The organism is Polaribacter gochangensis, from assembly GCF_046224025.1.
GTDB lineage: Bacteria > Bacteroidota > Bacteroidia > Flavobacteriales > Flavobacteriaceae > Polaribacter > Polaribacter gochangensis.
Genome location: NZ_JBJXRF010000002.1, coordinates 551,164 through 568,894, shown reverse-complemented (window position 1 = coordinate 568,894; position 17,731 = coordinate 551,164). Strand labels below are relative to the sequence as shown.

The 17,731-nt window shown below is 32.7% G+C and carries 20 protein-coding genes; 11 read left to right on the top strand and 9 right to left on the bottom strand.

The features are described 5' to 3' along the window. Positions 1-5: 5 nt before the first annotated feature. Positions 6-1,103 carry an alanine racemase gene (locus ACEWL1_RS07890; protein WP_409232754.1) on the bottom strand — a complete coding sequence of 366 codons (1,098 nt, stop codon included), beginning with the start codon at positions 1,101-1,103 and terminating at the stop codon, positions 6-8. A gap of 3 nt (positions 1,104-1,106) precedes the next feature. After that, on the bottom strand, positions 1,107-1,547 hold the full coding sequence (locus ACEWL1_RS07885) for a GNAT family N-acetyltransferase (RefSeq protein WP_409232753.1): 441 nt from the start codon (positions 1,545-1,547) through the stop codon (positions 1,107-1,109). 295 nt (positions 1,548-1,842) lie between these two features. Here ACEWL1_RS07885 and hisG point away from each other — a divergent pair, with 295 nt between their 5' ends. The 8 genes from hisG to hisIE all read left to right on the top strand — a co-directional run bounded on the left by hisG (position 1,843) and on the right by hisIE (position 9,405). Next, positions 1,843-2,700, top strand: a complete 858-nt coding sequence (gene hisG, locus ACEWL1_RS07880) for an ATP phosphoribosyltransferase (RefSeq protein WP_409232752.1) — start codon at positions 1,843-1,845, stop codon at positions 2,698-2,700. Then, positions 2,700-3,983 (top strand): histidinol dehydrogenase, encoded by a 1,284-nt coding sequence (gene hisD / locus ACEWL1_RS07875; RefSeq protein WP_409232751.1) that lies wholly within the window; start codon positions 2,700-2,702, stop codon positions 3,981-3,983. The genes hisG and hisD overlap by 1 nt, the downstream gene beginning before the upstream one ends. Before the next feature lie 127 nt (positions 3,984-4,110). Beyond that, positions 4,111-5,160 (top strand): histidinol-phosphate transaminase, encoded by a 1,050-nt coding sequence (hisC, locus tag ACEWL1_RS07870; RefSeq protein WP_409232750.1) that lies wholly within the window; start codon positions 4,111-4,113, stop codon positions 5,158-5,160. Positions 5,161-5,322: 162 nt separating this feature from the next. Then, entirely contained in the window at positions 5,323-6,432 is a 1,110-nt protein-coding gene (hisB, locus tag ACEWL1_RS07865; RefSeq protein WP_409232749.1) for a bifunctional histidinol-phosphatase/imidazoleglycerol-phosphate dehydratase HisB, read from the top strand. A 54-nt stretch (positions 6,433-6,486) separates the two neighbouring features. Beyond that, positions 6,487-7,068 carry an imidazole glycerol phosphate synthase subunit HisH gene (gene hisH / locus ACEWL1_RS07860; RefSeq protein ID WP_409232748.1) on the top strand — a complete coding sequence of 194 codons (582 nt, stop codon included), beginning with the start codon at positions 6,487-6,489 and terminating at the stop codon, positions 7,066-7,068. Positions 7,069-7,123: 55 nt separating this feature from the next. Next, complete coding sequence (locus ACEWL1_RS07855) at positions 7,124-7,921, top strand: 1-(5-phosphoribosyl)-5-[(5-phosphoribosylamino)methylideneamino]imidazole-4-carboxamide isomerase (RefSeq protein WP_409232747.1); 798 nt, start codon at positions 7,124-7,126, stop codon at positions 7,919-7,921. A 71-nt stretch (positions 7,922-7,992) separates the two neighbouring features. Beyond that, complete coding sequence (gene hisF, locus ACEWL1_RS07850; protein ID WP_409232746.1) at positions 7,993-8,748, top strand: imidazole glycerol phosphate synthase subunit HisF; 756 nt, start codon at positions 7,993-7,995, stop codon at positions 8,746-8,748. A 57-nt stretch (positions 8,749-8,805) separates the two neighbouring features. Continuing rightward, positions 8,806-9,405 carry a bifunctional phosphoribosyl-AMP cyclohydrolase/phosphoribosyl-ATP diphosphatase HisIE gene (gene hisIE, locus ACEWL1_RS07845; RefSeq protein WP_409232745.1) on the top strand — a complete coding sequence of 200 codons (600 nt, stop codon included), beginning with the start codon at positions 8,806-8,808 and terminating at the stop codon, positions 9,403-9,405. A gap of 74 nt (positions 9,406-9,479) precedes the next feature. Here hisIE and ACEWL1_RS07840 read toward each other — a convergent pair whose 3' ends face one another. Then, positions 9,480-10,307, bottom strand: a complete 828-nt coding sequence (locus tag ACEWL1_RS07840; RefSeq protein WP_409232744.1) for a DUF1853 family protein — start codon at positions 10,305-10,307, stop codon at positions 9,480-9,482. A 68-nt stretch (positions 10,308-10,375) separates the two neighbouring features. Here ACEWL1_RS07840 and ACEWL1_RS07835 point away from each other — a divergent pair, with 68 nt between their 5' ends. Next, on the top strand, positions 10,376-11,047 hold the full coding sequence (locus tag ACEWL1_RS07835; RefSeq protein ID WP_409232743.1) for a DUF2461 domain-containing protein: 672 nt from the start codon (positions 10,376-10,378) through the stop codon (positions 11,045-11,047). Between the two features lie 191 nt (positions 11,048-11,238). Here the strand turns inward: ACEWL1_RS07835 and ACEWL1_RS07830 are convergent, their stop codons facing one another. From ACEWL1_RS07830 to ACEWL1_RS07805, 6 genes are all read right to left on the bottom strand, one after another. Further along, positions 11,239-12,774: a M28 family peptidase gene (locus tag ACEWL1_RS07830; protein ID WP_409232742.1), complete on the bottom strand. Its 1,536-nt coding sequence runs from the start codon at positions 12,772-12,774 to the stop codon at positions 11,239-11,241. 88 nt (positions 12,775-12,862) lie between these two features. Next, the gene (locus ACEWL1_RS07825; RefSeq protein ID WP_409232741.1) at positions 12,863-13,474 is read right to left on the bottom strand and encodes a hypothetical protein; all 612 of its coding nucleotides are present in this window, start codon (positions 13,472-13,474) and stop codon (positions 12,863-12,865) included. Beyond that, positions 13,455-13,799: an STAS-like domain-containing protein gene (locus ACEWL1_RS07820; protein WP_409232740.1), complete on the bottom strand. Its 345-nt coding sequence runs from the start codon at positions 13,797-13,799 to the stop codon at positions 13,455-13,457. The genes ACEWL1_RS07825 and ACEWL1_RS07820 overlap by 20 nt, the downstream gene beginning before the upstream one ends. Next, a complete protein-coding gene (locus ACEWL1_RS07815; RefSeq protein WP_409232739.1) occupies positions 13,780-14,880 on the bottom strand; it encodes a hypothetical protein in 1,101 nt (366 codons plus the stop codon). Before ACEWL1_RS07815 ends, ACEWL1_RS07820 begins: the two co-directional genes overlap by 20 nt. Positions 14,881-15,222: 342 nt before the next feature. After that, positions 15,223-15,387, bottom strand: coding sequence for a hypothetical protein (locus tag ACEWL1_RS07810; protein WP_409232738.1), 165 nt, complete (start codon positions 15,385-15,387; stop codon positions 15,223-15,225). 73 nt (positions 15,388-15,460) lie between these two features. After that, positions 15,461-16,063 carry a YkgJ family cysteine cluster protein gene (locus ACEWL1_RS07805; protein ID WP_409232737.1) on the bottom strand — a complete coding sequence of 201 codons (603 nt, stop codon included), beginning with the start codon at positions 16,061-16,063 and terminating at the stop codon, positions 15,461-15,463. Positions 16,064-16,175: 112 nt separating this feature from the next. On the opposite strand from ACEWL1_RS07805, the gene ACEWL1_RS07800 reads away from it, so the two are divergent. Both ACEWL1_RS07800 and ACEWL1_RS07795 read left to right on the top strand, forming a co-directional pair. Beyond that, positions 16,176-16,574 carry an acyl-CoA thioesterase gene (locus ACEWL1_RS07800; RefSeq protein ID WP_409232736.1) on the top strand — a complete coding sequence of 133 codons (399 nt, stop codon included), beginning with the start codon at positions 16,176-16,178 and terminating at the stop codon, positions 16,572-16,574. Between the two features lie 37 nt (positions 16,575-16,611). Then, a complete protein-coding gene (locus ACEWL1_RS07795) occupies positions 16,612-17,730 on the top strand; it encodes a DEAD/DEAH box helicase (RefSeq protein WP_409232735.1) in 1,119 nt (372 codons plus the stop codon). Position 17,731 lies beyond the last annotated feature (1 nt).

Here is a 17,731-nt window from a genome sequence, read left to right as displayed (position 1 = left end):
TAGTTTTAGTCAAATTTTTTGTCAATAAATTTTGAGTTCAACAATCTTGCTACTGCCATATAATTGGGTTTAAACGGAATTTTATCTCCAATACTATATTTCTTTTTTCCGTCTTTGGTTTTGTTATTTCCGATATCAACAACCAACATATCCGAAGTAATTCCAACAAATTTTAAATTTTCATCAATTGGATCTAGGTCTTCTTTGTCAACATCTATAATCCCAAAATCAAGAATTGCTTTGGTAGAGGTTTCGCTGGTATCCTTTGCATTAAAATCGGCAGAATGCCCAATACTTCCATCACTTATAACTCCTTCTGGAACGATGTTTTTTTCTTCCAACTCAATAATGTTCGCATTAAATTCGAAGGTTTCTGTAGAAAGCGCTTTAAATTGTTTATTATTTAACGGACTCGTTCCAAAAAAAACAGCTTCACCAACTCGAAAGTGATTGATGTCTTTCGGAATTGTTTTACTCTCAACCAAAGGCAATGTAATTGAAGTGCCGCCAGAAACATATTTTAATTCTCTATTGAATTTTGCTGAAATCATCTCTTTATAAAGCGATAGTTGCAACAATTTATCATACGTGGGTTCAACGCCATACATACACCCTAAATTAGATCCAACGCCTACAACTTCAATATGAGAAAGCTGAAATACTTTTTCATAAAAACTCATTAATTCAACTCTTTTTACACCTTCTCTCAACTCTCCAAGTTCTACCATAATAATTATTTGATGAATGGTATTGGCTTTTTTAGCGGCTTCATTTAACGCTACAATAGTTGTAAAAGAACTGTTTAGAGAAATCGTAGCATATTGTATAATATCATCTGCATATATCTTTGCTGGAGGCTTGATATAAATGGTTTGCATTTTTGGATTCACAGCTTTTAAATTTTTCAAGCTCGTTAATCTAGAATCTCCTATAGAATCTATTTTTTGGATAATTTCATCAGTAAGCACATGTTTCAAAAATTCTTTATCTCCTGAAAAAACCTTTGTAATTAAACTCCAAGTAATATGATGCGCTTTAAAATAAGCACTTAAATATTTAATATTTCCTTGAATTTTCTTTGTGTGAATTATAAGTTCAGCCATAGTTTATTTCTTTAACCTCATTTCTAAATACGGGTTGGTAAAGCCAAGTTTTTCATACAGTTTTATAGCAGGATTGTTTGCTTCTACATGCAATGCGATGTCTCCTTTTGCATAATCAATAGCATTTAGCATTAACATTTTTCCGAGTCCTTTTCCTCTAAAATCTTTATGTGTAGCAATGTAAACAAGAATGTTTTCTGGAATATAACCGCCCATTCCGGTTTCGTTAATAACTGTAACTCCAGCAATTTGATCATCCTCTAAAATTAACATGGTAAATCCTCCAAAAGAAATACACTCATTTATCGAATAGTCGATTGCTTTTTGAATGTCCTTTTTAGAGTCACCATATTCTTCGAGATGTTCATAGAGAAAATTTATTATTTCTGTTTTTTCTGATGGCGTTGGTTTGTGTACTACATTAAAAACTTTTGTTTCAATCATAAATTGTTTTGTTTTCTTATAGTATAAGGCTTTTAAATTAGTTGCCACGGTTTTTTAAAAAAAATGCAGAAATCATTTGTATATTAAAAAATAAAATTACAATATTTGCAGTGTTAAAAACAACGACATGACATTTATTCAAAACCATCATCATCATTTTCATAATTCGACTCAAGCGAAGTGAAAGTGTATTGAATAAATTCAACATATATTTTAAACCCGTTTGAGTACATCAAATGGGTTTTTTCTTACACAGATTTTTCCTTTTGATTTACTCAAACAAATTTCAAAAACAATGAGTAAACTAAGAATAGCCATTCAAAAATCAGGAAGATTAAACGAAGATTCCTTACAAATTTTAAAAGATTGCGGAATCTCAATCGACAACGGAAAAGATCAATTAAAAGCAATTTCAAGTAATTTTCCACTAGAGGTTTTTTATTTAAGAAACGGAGATATACCACAATATCTTAGAGATGGAGTAGTAGACATTGCCATTATCGGTGAAAATGTACTGATTGAAAAAGGAGAAGACATCAACATAGCAGAAAAATTAGGGTTTTCTAAATGCAAAGTTTCTTTGGCAATTCCTAAAAGTGAAACCTATAATGGAATCAATTATTTCAACAATAAAAAAATTGCCACATCCTACCCGAATACGGTAAAAAAATACTTGCTTGATAAAGGAGTTGATACGCAATTACACATCATTAATGGTTCTGTAGAGATTGCTCCGAATATTGGATTGGCAGACGGAATTTGTGATATTGTATCAAGTGGAAGTACACTTTTTAAAAACAATTTAAAAGAAGTAGAAGTGTTGTTAAAATCGGAAGCGGTTTTGGCTGTTTCTCCATTAATTTCTAAAGAAAATCAACAAGTCTTGAACAAATTACAATTTAGAATTAAAGCAGTTTTAAAAGGACGAAACTCTAAATATGTCTTATTGAACGCTCCGAATGAAAAACTATCAGAAATCATTGCTGTGTTACCCGGAATGAAAAGTCCGACTGTTTTACCATTGGCAACAGAAGGCTGGAGCTCTGTACACTCGGTAATTGATAAGAATCAATTTTGGGAAATTATTGATGTGTTAAAAGAAAAAGGAGCAGAGGGAATTTTAGTGTGTCCAATAGAAAAAATGGTACTGTAATGAAATTGATAAACAATCCACCAAAAAAAGATTGGAATTCAATCTTACAAAGATCAACCAAATCGGTTGCTGATATTGAAGAAATTGTAAATCAAGTTTTTTTAGATGTGCAAGAAAATGGAGATATTGCAATCGAAAAATACACAAACAAGTTCGATGGAGTTTCTTTAGGTAATACTATAGTTTCTGATGAAGAAATTGAAAAAGCGATTTTAGAAGTTTCATCAGAACTGAAAGAAGCAATAAACGTTGCCAAAACAAATATTGAAAAATTTCACGCTGCTCAAAAAACGGAAAAAGTAGTAGTAGAAACTACCATCGGAGTACAATGTTGGCAAGAAAAAAAGCCAATTTCAAAAGTTGGTTTGTATATTCCTGGCGGAACAGCGCCTTTATTTTCTACGGTTTTAATGTTGGCAATTCCGGCTCAAATTGCAGGTTGCAAAGAAATTGTCTTGTGTTCTCCACCTGATAAAAATGGTAATATCAATCCAGCAATTGTATATGCTGCAACTCTTTGTGGAGTTACGAAGATTTTTAAAGTAGGCGGAATTCAAGCCATTGCTGCGATGACATTTGGAACAGAAAGTATCCCGAAAGTGTCTAAAATATTTGGACCAGGAAATCAGTTTGTAACGGTTGCCAAACAAATTGCTACAAAATATGGTGTTGCGATAGATATGCCAGCAGGACCAAGCGAGTTACTGGTTGTTGCAGATGATGCTGCAAATGCTTGTTTTGTTGCTTCAGATTTGTTGAGTCAAGCAGAACACGGAATTGACAGTCAAGTTATTTTGGTTTCGGATTCCGTTGAATTGATTGAATCCGTTCAGCATGAAATACAAAAACAACTCAAAGAGTTACCAAGAAAAGAAATTGCAACAAAAGCGTTAGAGAATTCGAAAGCCATTTTATTGGAAGATGAAAAATCAGCATTAAATCTTATCAATGAATATGCGCCAGAGCATTTAATTATTGCTACTAGAAATAACGATTTTTTTATTGATTCCATAGAAAATGCTGGTTCGGTTTTTATTGGAAATTATACACCAGAAAGCGCTGGAGATTATGCTTCTGGAACGAATCATACGCTACCCACAAACGGATTTTCAAAAGCGTATTCTGGAGTGAATTTAGATAGTTTTTTAAAGAGTATTACCTATCAAAAAATATCAAAAGAAGGATTGCAAAACATTGGGAAATCGATTGAAGTTATGGCAACAGCTGAAGGATTGCAAGCGCATAAAAATGCGGTTTCGATTCGGTTAAAAAATATAAAATAAATATAAATGTCAGTTCGAGTGATTTCGAGGAACGAGAAATTGTATCGAGAACAAATGATAATAGCATCTCGATACAAATTTATTCCTGACGTCATAAATTCACTCGATGTGACAGCATAAATATAAAATGAAAACAAATTTCAACATCAACAATCTCATTAGAGAAAACATCAAATCTCTAAACGCTTATTCATCTGCAAGAGACGAATATAAAGACACAGCATCTAAAGAAATGATTTTCTTAGACGCCAATGAAAATCCGTTTGCAAATGGCGTAAATCGCTATCCAGATCCGCAGCAAAATTCGGTGAAAGAATTGCTGTCAAACTTAAAAAAAATTGATGCTAAAAACATCCTTTTAGGAAATGGAAGTGACGAAGTGTTGGATTTGCTTTTTAGAGCTTTTTGTGAACCGAGTAAAGACAACATTGTCACATTACCACCGACGTACGGAATGTATACTGTGTTAGCAAATATCAACGCAGTTGAAAATAAAAAAGTTGTTTTATCAGCAGCTTTTCAACCCAAAGTTGCACAAATTTTAAAGGAAGTTGATGAAAACACAAAGCTCTTGTTTTTATGTTCACCCAATAATCCAACCGGAAATAGTTTTTCTGAAGAAGCTGTTGAGGAATTATTATTTAAATTCAACGGTTTGGTGGTAATTGACGAAGCGTATATCGATTTTTCTGAACAAGAAAGTTGGTTAAATAAATTAAAACAATTTCCAAATTTAGTGATTACGCAAACTTTATCAAAAGCATACGGAATGGCGGGAATTAGGTTGGGAGTTTGTTATGCTTCTCAAGAAGTTATCTCAGTTTTAAACAAGATAAAACCGCCGTATAATGTGAATGAATTATCACAACAAAAAGCCATCAGTAGATTGTTAGATTTTGATGTTGTTCAAAATGAAATTATACAAATTAAAAACGAAAGAGTTCAACTCGAAAAAGAATTGAAATCTATTGATTTTATTGAAAAAATATATCCATCAGAGACAAATTTTATATTGATACAAGTAGACGATGCAACCAAAAGATATCAGCAATTAATTAGCAACGGAATTGTAATTCGTAATAGAACCAAGGAGCCTTTGTGTGAAAATTGTTTGCGTATTACTGTTGGTACCAAAGCTGAAAATAAAGCATTGATAACAATTTTTAAAGAGTTATAAAATACCTACAAGGACAAGGATTTTTGAAACCTTGTAGTAAAAATAAATGAATGTCATTCCGAACGAGGAACGAGGAGGAATCTCACAAAGAGAAGAATGAATTTAATGAGATTTCTCAATCGCAAAAAAGCTCATTTCGAAATGACAACAAATAATAAAAAAATGAAAAAAGTACTATTTATAGACAGAGATGGCACATTGGCCATAGAACCACCAATCGATTATCAATTAGACAGTTTAGAGAAATTAGAATTCTATCCAGGCGTTTTTAGATGGTTGAGTCGTATTGCGGAAGAATTGGATTTTGTGTTGGTGATGGTCACCAATCAAGATGGTTTGGGAACAGTTTCTTTTCCGGAAGAGACTTTTTGGCCAGCACAAAACAAAGTGATTCAAGCGTTTAAAAATGAAGGAATTGTTTTTAATGATATTTTAATCGACAATAGTTTTCCTGAAGAAAATTCGCCAAATAGAAAACCTAGAACTGGTTTGTTAACGACGTATTTGACCGGGAATTACGATTTAGAAAACTCATTTGTTATCGGAGATCGTTTAACGGATATGGAATTGGCAGAGAATTTAAAGGCAAAGGGAATTTTAATCACTGCTGATCAAACATTGAACTACAAAAACGAAACTCAAGCTTTAAAAACGGACAGTTGGAAAGCCGTTTACGAATTTTTAAAGTTATCAGAAAGAACAGCATCGATAGAAAGAAATACCAACGAAACAAAGATAAAAATCGATGTTAATTTAGACGGAACTGGAAAAGGCACTATTGCTACCGGAATTGCTTTTTTTGACCATATGTTAGACCAAATTGCGCGTCACGGACAAATGGATTTGAACATTCAAGTGCAAGGCGATTTAGAAGTTGATGAACACCATACCATCGAAGATACCGCAATAGCTTTAGGAGAAGTATTCAACAAAGCGTTGGCAAACAAATTGGGAATTGAGCGTTATGGTTTTTGTTTGCCAATGGACGATTGTTTGGCACAAGTTGCCATCGATTTTGGTGGAAGAAATTGGTTGGTTTGGGATGCCGATTTTAAAAGAGAAATGATTGGCAAAATGCCCACAGAAATGTTTTATCACTTCTTTAAATCGTTTACAGATGGTGCAAAATGTAACTTAAATATCAAAGCAGAAGGAAAAAACGAACATCACAAAATTGAAGCCATTTTTAAAGCCTTTGCAAAAGCAATAAAAGTAGCGGTAAAAAGAGATGCAGATAAAATGGTATTGCCATCTACAAAAGGAATGTTATAAAATAGCTTTTAGTTGTTAGCCATTTGCTAATAGCCAAAAGCCAAAAGCTAAAAAATGAAAATCATAATCATAGATTACGGAGCAGGAAATATAAAAAGCATTCAGTTTGCCTTCAAAAGATTGGGTTTAGATGTTATTTTATCAAACAATATTGATGAAATTAAAACTGCTGATAAAGTAATATTTCCTGGAGTTGGAGAAGCAAGCTCTGCGATGAACATGTTAAAAAAAAGTGGATTGGATGCATTAATTCCGACGTTAAAACAACCTGTTTTAGGAATCTGTTTAGGAATGCAATTGATGTGTACATCAACAGAAGAAGGAAACACCAAAGGATTGGGGATTTTTAACACCAAAGTAAAGCGCTTTTCATCAAAAGTAAAAGTTCCGCAAATGGGCTGGAACACCATTTCTGATTTGAAATCAGAATTATTTACTGGAATTAAAGAAAAGGAATTCATGTATTTGGTGCATAGTTTTTATGCAGAAAATTGCGATGAAGCAATCGCAACCATCAATTATGAAATGGAATATGCTGCTGCTTTACAAAAAGAAAACTTTTACGGTGTACAATTTCATCCAGAAAAAAGTGGCGTAATAGGAGAACAAATTTTGAAAAATTTTATTAAATTATAAAAATAACTTTTAGCTGTTAGCCATTTGCTAATAGCCAAAAGCCAAAAGCTAAAAAATGAGAATCATACCAGCAATAGACATCATCGACGGAAAATGCGTCCGATTGTCAAAAGGTGATTATAACACCAAAAAAATATACAATGAAAATCCGTTAGAAGTTGCCAAAGAATTTGAGCAAGCAGGTATTGAGTATTTGCATTTAGTGGATTTAGATGGCGCAAAAGCAAGTCAAATTATCAATTATAAAGTGTTAGAAAACATCGCGTCAAAAACCAATTTAAAAATCGATTTTGGTGGCGGTTTAAAATCTGATGAAGATGTAGAAATTGCTTTTAATTCTGGAGCAAATCAAATTACAGGCGGAAGTATCGCCGTAAAAAATCCTGAGTTATTTGAAAAATGGATAACTAAATATGGAAGCAATACTATCATTTTAGGTGCCGATTTTTATCCTGATCATATAGGCGGAAAGATTGCAACAAATGGTTGGCAAGAAGAAAGCTCTTTAGAGTTGATTCCGTTTGTAAAAGAATATCAGCAAAAAGGAATTCAGTATGTAATTTGTACAGATATTTCTAAAGACGGGATGTTACAAGGACCAAGTTTTGAAATATATTCTAGAATAATAAACGAATGTGTCATTTCGAGCGCAGTCGAGAAATCTCAAAAAGACCTTTCGACTGCGCTCAAGGTGACAAGTGATTTAAAACTAATCGCTTCAGGCGGAATTTCAACCTTTGATGAATTACCCAAATTAGCAGAACTAGGCTGCGAAGGCGTCATCATCGGAAAAGCAATTTATGAAAATAGAATCTCTTTAAAACAATTGGAAAATTTTATATTAAACAAATAGCCTTTAGTTTTTAGCCGTTAGCCTTTAGCTAATTGCCAAAAACCAAAAGCCAAAAGCCAAAAGCTATAACAATGTTAACAAAAAGAATCATTCCGTGTTTAGACATCAAAAACGGAAGAACAGTAAAAGGTGTCAATTTTGTGAACTTGCGAGATGCTGGTGATCCCGTTGAACTGGCAAAAATATACGCAGAAAATGGCGCCGATGAATTGGTGTTTTTAGACATTTCTGCCACAGAAGAAAAACGAAAAACATTGATTGAATTGGTGTTGAAAGTGGCGGAACAAGTAAATATTCCGTTTACTGTTGGTGGCGGAATCTCAAGCGTTGATGATGTTTCTGTACTATTAAATGCTGGCGCAGATAAAGTTTCTATCAATTCATCCGCAGTAAAAAATCCACAATTAATCAATGAGTTGGCGCGGAAATTTGGAAGTCAATGTATTACTGTTGCAATTGATGCAAAAAGAATAGAAGGAACTTGGAAAGTACATTTGGTTGGTGGAAAAGTAGCAACAGAACTCAGTTTATTTGATTGGGCAAAAGAAGTGGAACAACGTGGCGCAGGAGAAATATTATTTACGTCGATGGAAAATGACGGAACAAAAGACGGATTCGCAAACGAAGCCTTGGCGCAATTATCAAGCTTGGTAAATATTCCGATTATTGCTTCTGGTGGCGCAGGAACCATGCAACATTTTACGGATGCATTTATCAAAGGGAAAGTAGATGCAGCATTGGCAGCAAGTGTTTTTCACTTTAAAGAAATAGAAATTAACGAATTAAAAAAAGAATTACGTCGGAATGATATTCCGGTAAGATTGTAAAACAGCCATAAATTCACGAATCAATATTTTGTGAATTTGTAGCAAAAACTAAAAATTATGAATATCAATTTTAATAAAAACAACGACGGATTAGTTCCAGCCATCATTCAAGATGCAACTACAAAAAACGTATTGATGTTGGGGTATATGAATGAAGAAGCTTTCAACAAAACGAATGAAACAAAATTAGTAACATTCTTTTCAAGAACTAAAAACCGATTATGGACAAAAGGAGAAGAAAGCGGAAATGTGTTGAATGTTGTAGATATCAAATTAGATTGTGATAAGGACACGTTGCTAATTTCTGTAAATCCAACTGGACCAACATGTCACAAAGGTTCAGATACGTGTTGGAGCGAATCCAATCAAGAGAACTTTGGATTTATTTCTAAGTTGGAAAAAACCATTGAAAACAGAATTCAGGATGCTGATACAAGCAATTCTTATGTTGCTTCGCTGTTTAGTGAAGGCATCAATAAAGTAGCGCAAAAGGTTGGAGAAGAAGCCGTAGAAGTAATTATTGAAGCAAAAGACAACAATAACGACTTGTTTTTAAATGAAAGTGCAGATTTGTTATTTCACTATTTATTATTACTACAAGCAAAAGGATTTCAATTAAAAGATGTTGTCGATGTTTTAAAAGGAAGAGAGAAATAAATTTTTCATTCTAAATGTCATTCCTGAGAAGGCAGGAATCCAAAGAAAGGCTATTGATAAAAATAAATCAATACTTAAATTGGCTGTGCCAGCCACCAAACCATAAAGAATTTAGAAATTTCTCCGTTTGGATGTTTCATCCAGCAAAGCGGAGACGTTTCTTTGTTGAGTATTTCAGAAACTTCTTTTTCAAAAGAAGAATAGTGTTGCCAATCAACTTGCGTGTGTGGTTTGATTAGCCAATTCTTTTTAGTCGGAAAGTAAAACTTACAATCTGTAAAGAGTTGTAATTCTTTCTGGTTGATGTAAAACCCAACAATACAATCAGAATTTAAAACCTTTAACTGAACATCTTGTTGTGTAAACGGAACAAATAATTGCGCTTTAAAATACACTTGTTGTTCAATTTCTGATGATTCTAAACCAAGTTCTTCTAAATACGATTCGCATTCAGACGAGTAGAGCAGAGGCAATTGTTTGTCTTTTAGTTTGGTGATTTTCTGAACCAAAGAATCTTTTCTGTTTGGGCCAATACAATGTTCAATTTCAGAATTCCCTACAGAAGTATCGTATACATAAAACTTATAAATCACTTCTAAATGAATGGGTTTATCATTTTTTAAAAGCAAACAATCCAACTCGCCCAACGTAATTTTTCCGCGCTGAATTTGAATGTTTTCAGCCAAAAGTTGTATCGCTTTTTCTTGTTGTAACTGAAATGAAACAAAGCGTTCTATATATTTTCCTAATCGGAGTCTTGTATTAATGGCTAAATTAAAAGCAACTTCTTTTTGCTCAATTTCAAATTGTTGCAAACCGTACACAACATCATTTTTCCATAAACGATGTGTTTGCAGAAAACCTGTGTACTGTTGTTGTATTTTTTTTGATGATACTTCCATTCAGCATCGAAAATACAATACTATTTTCAATATCTTTTTGTAAATTGAACCTTTCTAAAAAACACTGTATGCAATTCGACAAATCAGCCTTTCAATTTTTATCAGATTTAAAAGAAAACAATAATAGAGAATGGTTTACCGAACGAAAAGAGGTGTTTAAAACACATCAAAATCATGCAAAAGATTTTTACGGAAAAATACGTGAAAACCTAGAAAAACACGATGAAATAGATCAGTTTAAGCTCTTTAGAATTTATAGAGATGTCCGTTTTTCTAAAGACAAAACGCCCTACAAACCTCATTTTGCAGGTTCATTTTCTAGAGCGGGAGCAGCGTTGCGTGGCGGATATTATTTAAGAATACGACCAGGAGAAAGTTTTTTAGCGGGCGGATTTTGGCAACCCAACAAAGAAGATTTATTTAGAATTCGGAAAGAAATTGAACTCGATGCAACGGAGTTTAGAGAAATTTTAAACGATAAAAAGTATCAAAATTATTTTGGCGGAAAATTTGATGGCGAAGAATTAAAATCTGCGCCACGTGGTTTTGACAAAGAACATCCAGATGTAGATTTGTTGCGTAAAAAAGGATACATCGCTGTCAGAAATTTTACGGATGCAGAAGTATTTGCTCCAAATTTTTTAGAGGAAGTAGATAACAGCTACAAAGCGTTACGTCCGTTTTTTAATTTGTTTTCTGATGTGTTAACCACTAATTTAAATGGTGAATCGTTGATTTAATCTAAGTTGTTAAATCTGTAGAAAATTGTCAGTTCGAGTGTCACGCTTTTTTGGCGTGATGTATCGAAAACAACATTTTTGTTTTCAAACCTGTTTTCGATACAACTTTCTTTATTCTCGACTCCGCCTGCCTGCCGCAGGCAAGGCTCGAATTGACAGAAAACCACTCGAACTGACATTTAGAAATAACATTATTTTTTCTTTCTTGGAACTTTTGCATTCATGTTATCCAACGAATAAATGGTCCACGCTAAAATTACTGCATTTTTCATAATATCTTCTTCAAAAACATATTCTAAAAAATCAAGATTGGTGTGATGCGTTGTAGTGTTGTACGCCAACTCATCTTGTATAAATTGAAAAGACGGAATGTTATAATGATCAAATGTTTCGTGATCTGTAGAAAGTGTATTTTCTATGGTAATTGCTCCAGAAGTGATGTTTGCAATGGGTGCAAAAACTTTTTCGAAAACGGGTCTTGCCATTTCATTGTTCTGTAAATAAATTCCTCTGATGGCTCCAGCGCCATTGTCTAAATTCAAATACGCAGATACTTTTTTAGAATTGGCATTTGGTTTTTCATTTAAGTTGCCAAAGTGCTTTTTAGCAAAGGCAGCCGAACCTAAAAAGGCTTGTTCTTCGCCGCCCCAAAGTCCGATTTTAATCGTTCTTTTTGGTTGATATCCAATCTTCTTTAAAATACGCATCGCTTCAACCAACACAATAGAATTTGCACCGTTATCCGTTGCGCCAGTTGCAGCATGCCAAGAATCAAAATGTGCTCCTAACATAATGCTTTCATGTTTTAATTTGGAATCGTTTCCTGGAATTTCTCCAATAATATTTACGTTGTTTTGTGGTTCGTCATAAAACTCAGTTTGCAAATTTAAACGCACTGTTGGTATTGTATTTAGTTTTAGCATTCGGTACATTCTGCCAAAATGTTCTGGCATAATTGTAAAGTATGGCAATGTTTTTAAATCGCCATTTCTAAAATAATACGTTCCGCCAGGATGCAACGTTCCTAGATACATAGAACGTGTTGTTAATACCGCCAAAGCGCCTTCTGCTTCTAAAAAGCGTAAGAAAGCTTCATCGCTTTTATCTGAGGTTTTCCAACCTTCAAACAATTCTGGTAACGGCGTTACTTTTACTTTCGCAGCAACTTTTTCATCCATTTTTTTAAGTTGCTCCTCAGAAAGTCTAATTTCTATGTTGTCTGTTAACGACTTTCTTTTTGGTACTCTTCCTAACAGCACTATTTTTCCTTTTAATTTTCCAGAAAATTCGCTTTTTATGTTGTTCATGTTTCCAAAACTTTCAATGCTGATGATTTCACCAGAAACCGTACCATTTGTACTTCTTGACATCGTTAACGGATAGGCAGAAATACTCATATAATTTGGTGCCACCATTTCTACATTAAAGGTGTTGACGTCCCAACCGCGACAATCTGAACAATAATTTTCGAAACGTACATTTTGCAAGCCAATTTGTTTCATTTCGTTAGAAACCCATTGTGCAGCTTTGTAGTAATTTCTTGTTCCTGTAAGTCGTTGCCCGTAAATATCGGTAAACTCACTTAAGCTTTTCATGACTTTAGAATTGTTAAACCCTTCATTTCTAATTTCCGACAACATGCGTTCGGCATTGGTTATTTGTGCAACACTATTGATAGAAAATCCTATTAACAAGAAAAGGACAATACTGGTTTTAAAGTTGTTCATGATTGAGATTTGTTTATAGTATTTTCTAGCGCTATTTATTAGTAGATTAAGGTTAATAATTTATTCTATTTGATAACGATAACTAGATTTATTTTTTATTTATTCTAATCTCGAGTTCAAATAAACAATCCTTAATTACATCAAATTTAGATTCAATTTGGTTAATTCGTTGTTTATTAAAATGAATTATTCCATCTTTTACTTCAATGGGTAGCTCAGAATTTTGAATTAATTCTTCACTTATTTTTGGAGTATCAGTTAGCTTATCTCTCAAATCACTAATTGCAGTTTTTAAATTTTTTTTGATATCATCCTTGATTGAAAATTGACATTTCTCAACAGTTTTGTATATTGACATTAAAGATGTATTGATTCTTTTAATCGAGGAAGCTGCCTCTGTATAAGGAATAGTTCCAGAAACTGATTCTTTTTGAAGTTTATTTGTAATCTCATATATATTATCTACTCGTTTAAGTATAAGATCTTTTTCTACGCGATTATCATTTTTCCTTTTATCAAAATATACTGTAATAATTATTGCTAAACCAACAGTAACTGAAATTGAGAAAAGGTTTGTAAGGTCAATACTTTTTGATATTTCAAAATATGGGAAATTGTAAAACTTTCCAATAAGAATTCCTATAATAATTAATAATAAACAAAATACAGTTTTTAGGATATTATTTAGCAGATTCTTCATGTGCATCATTTAAATATTCATAAACATCATCTTCTAAGTAATCTTCTTCTTCTGTAATAATTGTTAAAACTTTAAGTATTTCTTTGTAAGACAATTTATTAATTCTAATTAATCCACCGAATGATTCTTCTAAAAAAGAAGTACCATAACCAGCAGTTCCGTCTAGATCAACTATAACCTTTTTATTTGTTTCAATTGCTTCTTTAAATTTTGGATATAGTACTTCTTTTCTAAATTTCTCTCCTGAGTTCTTCCCTTCGTCTATATAACGAGGCCCTGGAGTGAAGCTAAAATCTTTAGCAATTTTAATTTCTATTGATTCCATGACTACTTTTGTTTTTTTTATTTACTTCCCAATATACAAATGTTCCACTAAATGAGTTAGACATTAATTTAAAATCCGAATTAGAAACATTTGCATGAACATTATTAGTTATGATATTTAAATTACTTATTTGATTTCTATTTAAGGCCATGTTAATTCCTGGTAATCCTTTACCGTGGTAAGGCTTATTTGTCGCTGTTTTATGGACTGAACCATCTAATATTAAGCTCAATAACTCAGCATTGTTCCCATACTTGTATCTCTCTTTTACCTTAGCTAAAACACCATAAAATTTACTACTACTACGTTTGTTGTTTAAGCTTGTAAAAACACCAACTCCAAAATCAATAAAAGCAAAACTAACTTTTTCATTTTTCTCATCATGGTGAACAGATATCCACCAATGTTTTTCACCTTTTTTTGAATCGTCAGCATGGTTATTTGTGTTTAGCATTAATTCAATAAGTGTCCTTTGTACTCCTTGACACCTTCTTTCTTCACCCCAAATGGTTTTACTAGCATTTCTAATCAGTTCACTACTTAATTCAGAATCTACATCTTTCCATGCATGTGTATGAATTGAGCTTTTTTGCCCTAAACTATACCTGTCAGAATCTTTAAATTGTTTAAACAAATATTTTAAAAATTGTGATTCCTCTAAAATTTTTCTAGCCTCTGGGTTTTTAGGGAAATCACCATTAAATTTAATTTTATTAGCTTTGAACTTTACCATTATAGATAGAAGGACAACAATGGCATCATAACTTATTTCAATAACATCTTCTAAAATGACAAAAACTTTATTCTTTAAGTCATAATGTTTCTTTAATTTGTCTATAAACTTTACAACTTCATTTGAATTATTAATAAAAGATAGTTTAGCTGGCGCATGAATTTTAATGTAATCCTTATAAGGCTCTTCAAACTTTCTTTTATGATGAAGCTGTGGTTTACTAAGCCCTAGTTCAGAAATGTTTTTTTGTCGCTTATATTCTTTAAATGCTAATTTTCTTTTTAAAGATTTTTTTGCTCGAGTATCATTTCGTCTTTTATATTTTTCTGTTGTGTAAAGCTTTTTCAAATATTATGTATTTAAGTTTACGATCATCTTATTAAGTTGCTACAAAAATTCTTTGATTCTTTAAGACAAATTGGTTGTATTCAGTTTTTGTTTATCGTTATTTTTTAATAAGCTAATTTACTAAAAGAGAGTCAGATAACCTTGCGGTTTTCCGCAACTGTTTACAAATATAGTAAAAACAGGTATAAATACCTGTTCAAAAAAGTTGCGTTAACTCCCCGCAAAAGGAGAACCAAAAATGCCAACAGCCAGTTCTAAATAGATAAGAAGTAGAAGAAATAGGAGTATAGCAATGAGTACTAGTTTTTTGTTTTTTAAAAGCTTCATAGAATGTGTTTTTAGTTATTCTTCTTTTTTTTCATTCTCTTTTTGCTCTAATCTGCGTCCAATTACCAAACCAAATACGAGACCTAAAGGAATCCAAAGTCCAAGATTATCTAAAACCACTCCGATTGCAACACCAAATCCAATTCCGATTGCCATTGCTTGTCCTTGTTTTTTTTTCATGTTTATGTATTTTCTTTTATTCATTAGTACTAAAAGCAAGCACTAAGTTACTAAATAATTATGAGCCATTTATTTAACCACAATTTTTTTCAACATCTGGCGATGGACGATATGCATAATATTGCAACACTTCTTCTAACGCCATTTTAAGCGCTTTGTTGATGGGCAACATGTTGTTGCCTAAGAAAAAATCTATTTGATTTAATTGCATATAATATTCTGTAAAAACGGGCACATGCAATCCTTTTGTAATGGCTTGGGCAGTAGAAGTATAGTTTTCAGCCTGACCTTCTTTGATAATTTTACAAGTTGCCAAGCGTAATTTTCCGTATTTATCTGTATTGGCAGCAAAACCAAAAAGACGACAAATTAAACCTCGGTATTTGTAATTGCTACAACTTCCTTTTCCGATTCCGGTTAAAGGTGCATAAATCATACAAGTTGATGAAGTGGTTTTGTTTAATAATAACAAGGTGCTTTCTGCTTCATCATTTAAAAACAAATGAAAAGCCCAAGGTAAAAATTCTAAAGGCGAAGCTTCTACCGTTGGATAGGTACAACATCTTCCGCAACCAGCAACACAACCGAGTCCAGATACTTCTTTAAACGAATTAGTTTCTTGCTCTAGTTGCTGAAAAAGTTTTTCTACCAACTGCACTCTTCGTTCTATCGACATTGTTTTTTCTTATAAGGTAGGCCTTATAAAACCAACAAAGCTTGTTTATTTTTTAATTCGATAATTTCTTTTTCTAAAGGGTTCTTGTACCTTTGTCTTTAAACAAAAACTAATGTCGCAACAGTCAAGTATATTTACCTATCATCACATGGTAACCAAAGATGAAATTGATACACTAAATCACGTAAATAATGTGGTGTATGTACAATGGATTCAAGATATTTCTACCAAACATTGGAACGATTTAACAAAAAATAGTCCAGATTTACATTTTGTTTGGGTAGTTACCAGACACGAAATTGATTATAAAGGTCAGGCGTTGTTGGGTGATAAAATTACTTTTAAAACGTGGGTTGGCGAAACCAAAGGAGTAACTTCTGTGCGTCATGTAGAAATATTAAAAGGCAACAAATTATTGGTAAAAGCGCAAACCATTTGGTGTATGTTACATGCAGAAACACTTAAGCCTGCAAGAATTACAGAAAGTGTTTTAAAAGTCTTACAAACATAGAAATATACGTACATTTGCACTTTCAAAATAGCAAGTTATGTCAACATTTAAAGATTTAGGAGTTCGTAAAGATTTTATCGAATCATTGAAAGAATTAAAGATTACTGTTCCTACAGATATTCAAGAAAAAACAATTCCAGTTTTATTAAATTCTGATGTAGATTTTGTTGGATTGGCACAAACCGGAACAGGAAAAACAGCTGCTTTTGGATTGCCGATTTTGCATAAAATTGATCCTAAAAATGATGCTGTACAAGCGTTGATTTTATCGCCAACAAGAGAATTGGTACAACAAATAAAAAAGCATCTTTTTAAATACACCAAATATGTTGATGACAAGATTTTTGTGGAAGCTGTGTATGGCGGAGAAAAAATTGACAGACAAATTAACAACCTAAAAAGAACCACACACGTTATTGTTGCTACTCCAGGAAGATTGATCGATTTGATTGAACGTGGAGATGTGAATCTTAAAAACGTAAAGAATGTGGTTTTAGATGAAGCCGATGAAATGCTAAGCATGGGTTTTAAACAAGATTTAAATAGGATTTTAAAATATACAAGCGGAACAGGAAATGTGTGGTTATTTTCTGCAACGATGCCAGATGAAATACAAAAAATCATCAAAAAATATATGAGTCCAGATGCGGTACGTGTTTCTGTAAATCCAAATAGTTTGGTCAATGAAAACATTACGCATCAATACATCAAAACAACCATCAAAGAAAAAACCGAATTGATTGTTGCTTTTTTAGAAAAAAGGCCCAACGACAGAGGAATTATTTTCTGTAGAACAAAAGCCGGAACACAAAACTTAACACATCAGTTAAAAGAAGAAGGTTTTGCGGTAGAAGCCTTAGAAGGAAACATGCAACAAAAAGAAAGAGACAAAGCAATGCGTGCGTTTAAAAACGGAAGCATTCAATGTTTAATTTCTACGGATGTTTCTGCACGTGGCATCGATGTAAACAACTTGGCTTTTGTATTGCATCATCAATTACCAGATCAATTAGAATACTACACACACAGAAGTGGAAGAACTGCTAGAGCTGGTAAAACCGGATTTTCTTTGGCCTTTATTTTGCCATATGAATTGGAAGAAATTCATAAAATTCAGAAAGATTTAGGCATCAAATTCACGGAAATTTCATTTTAAA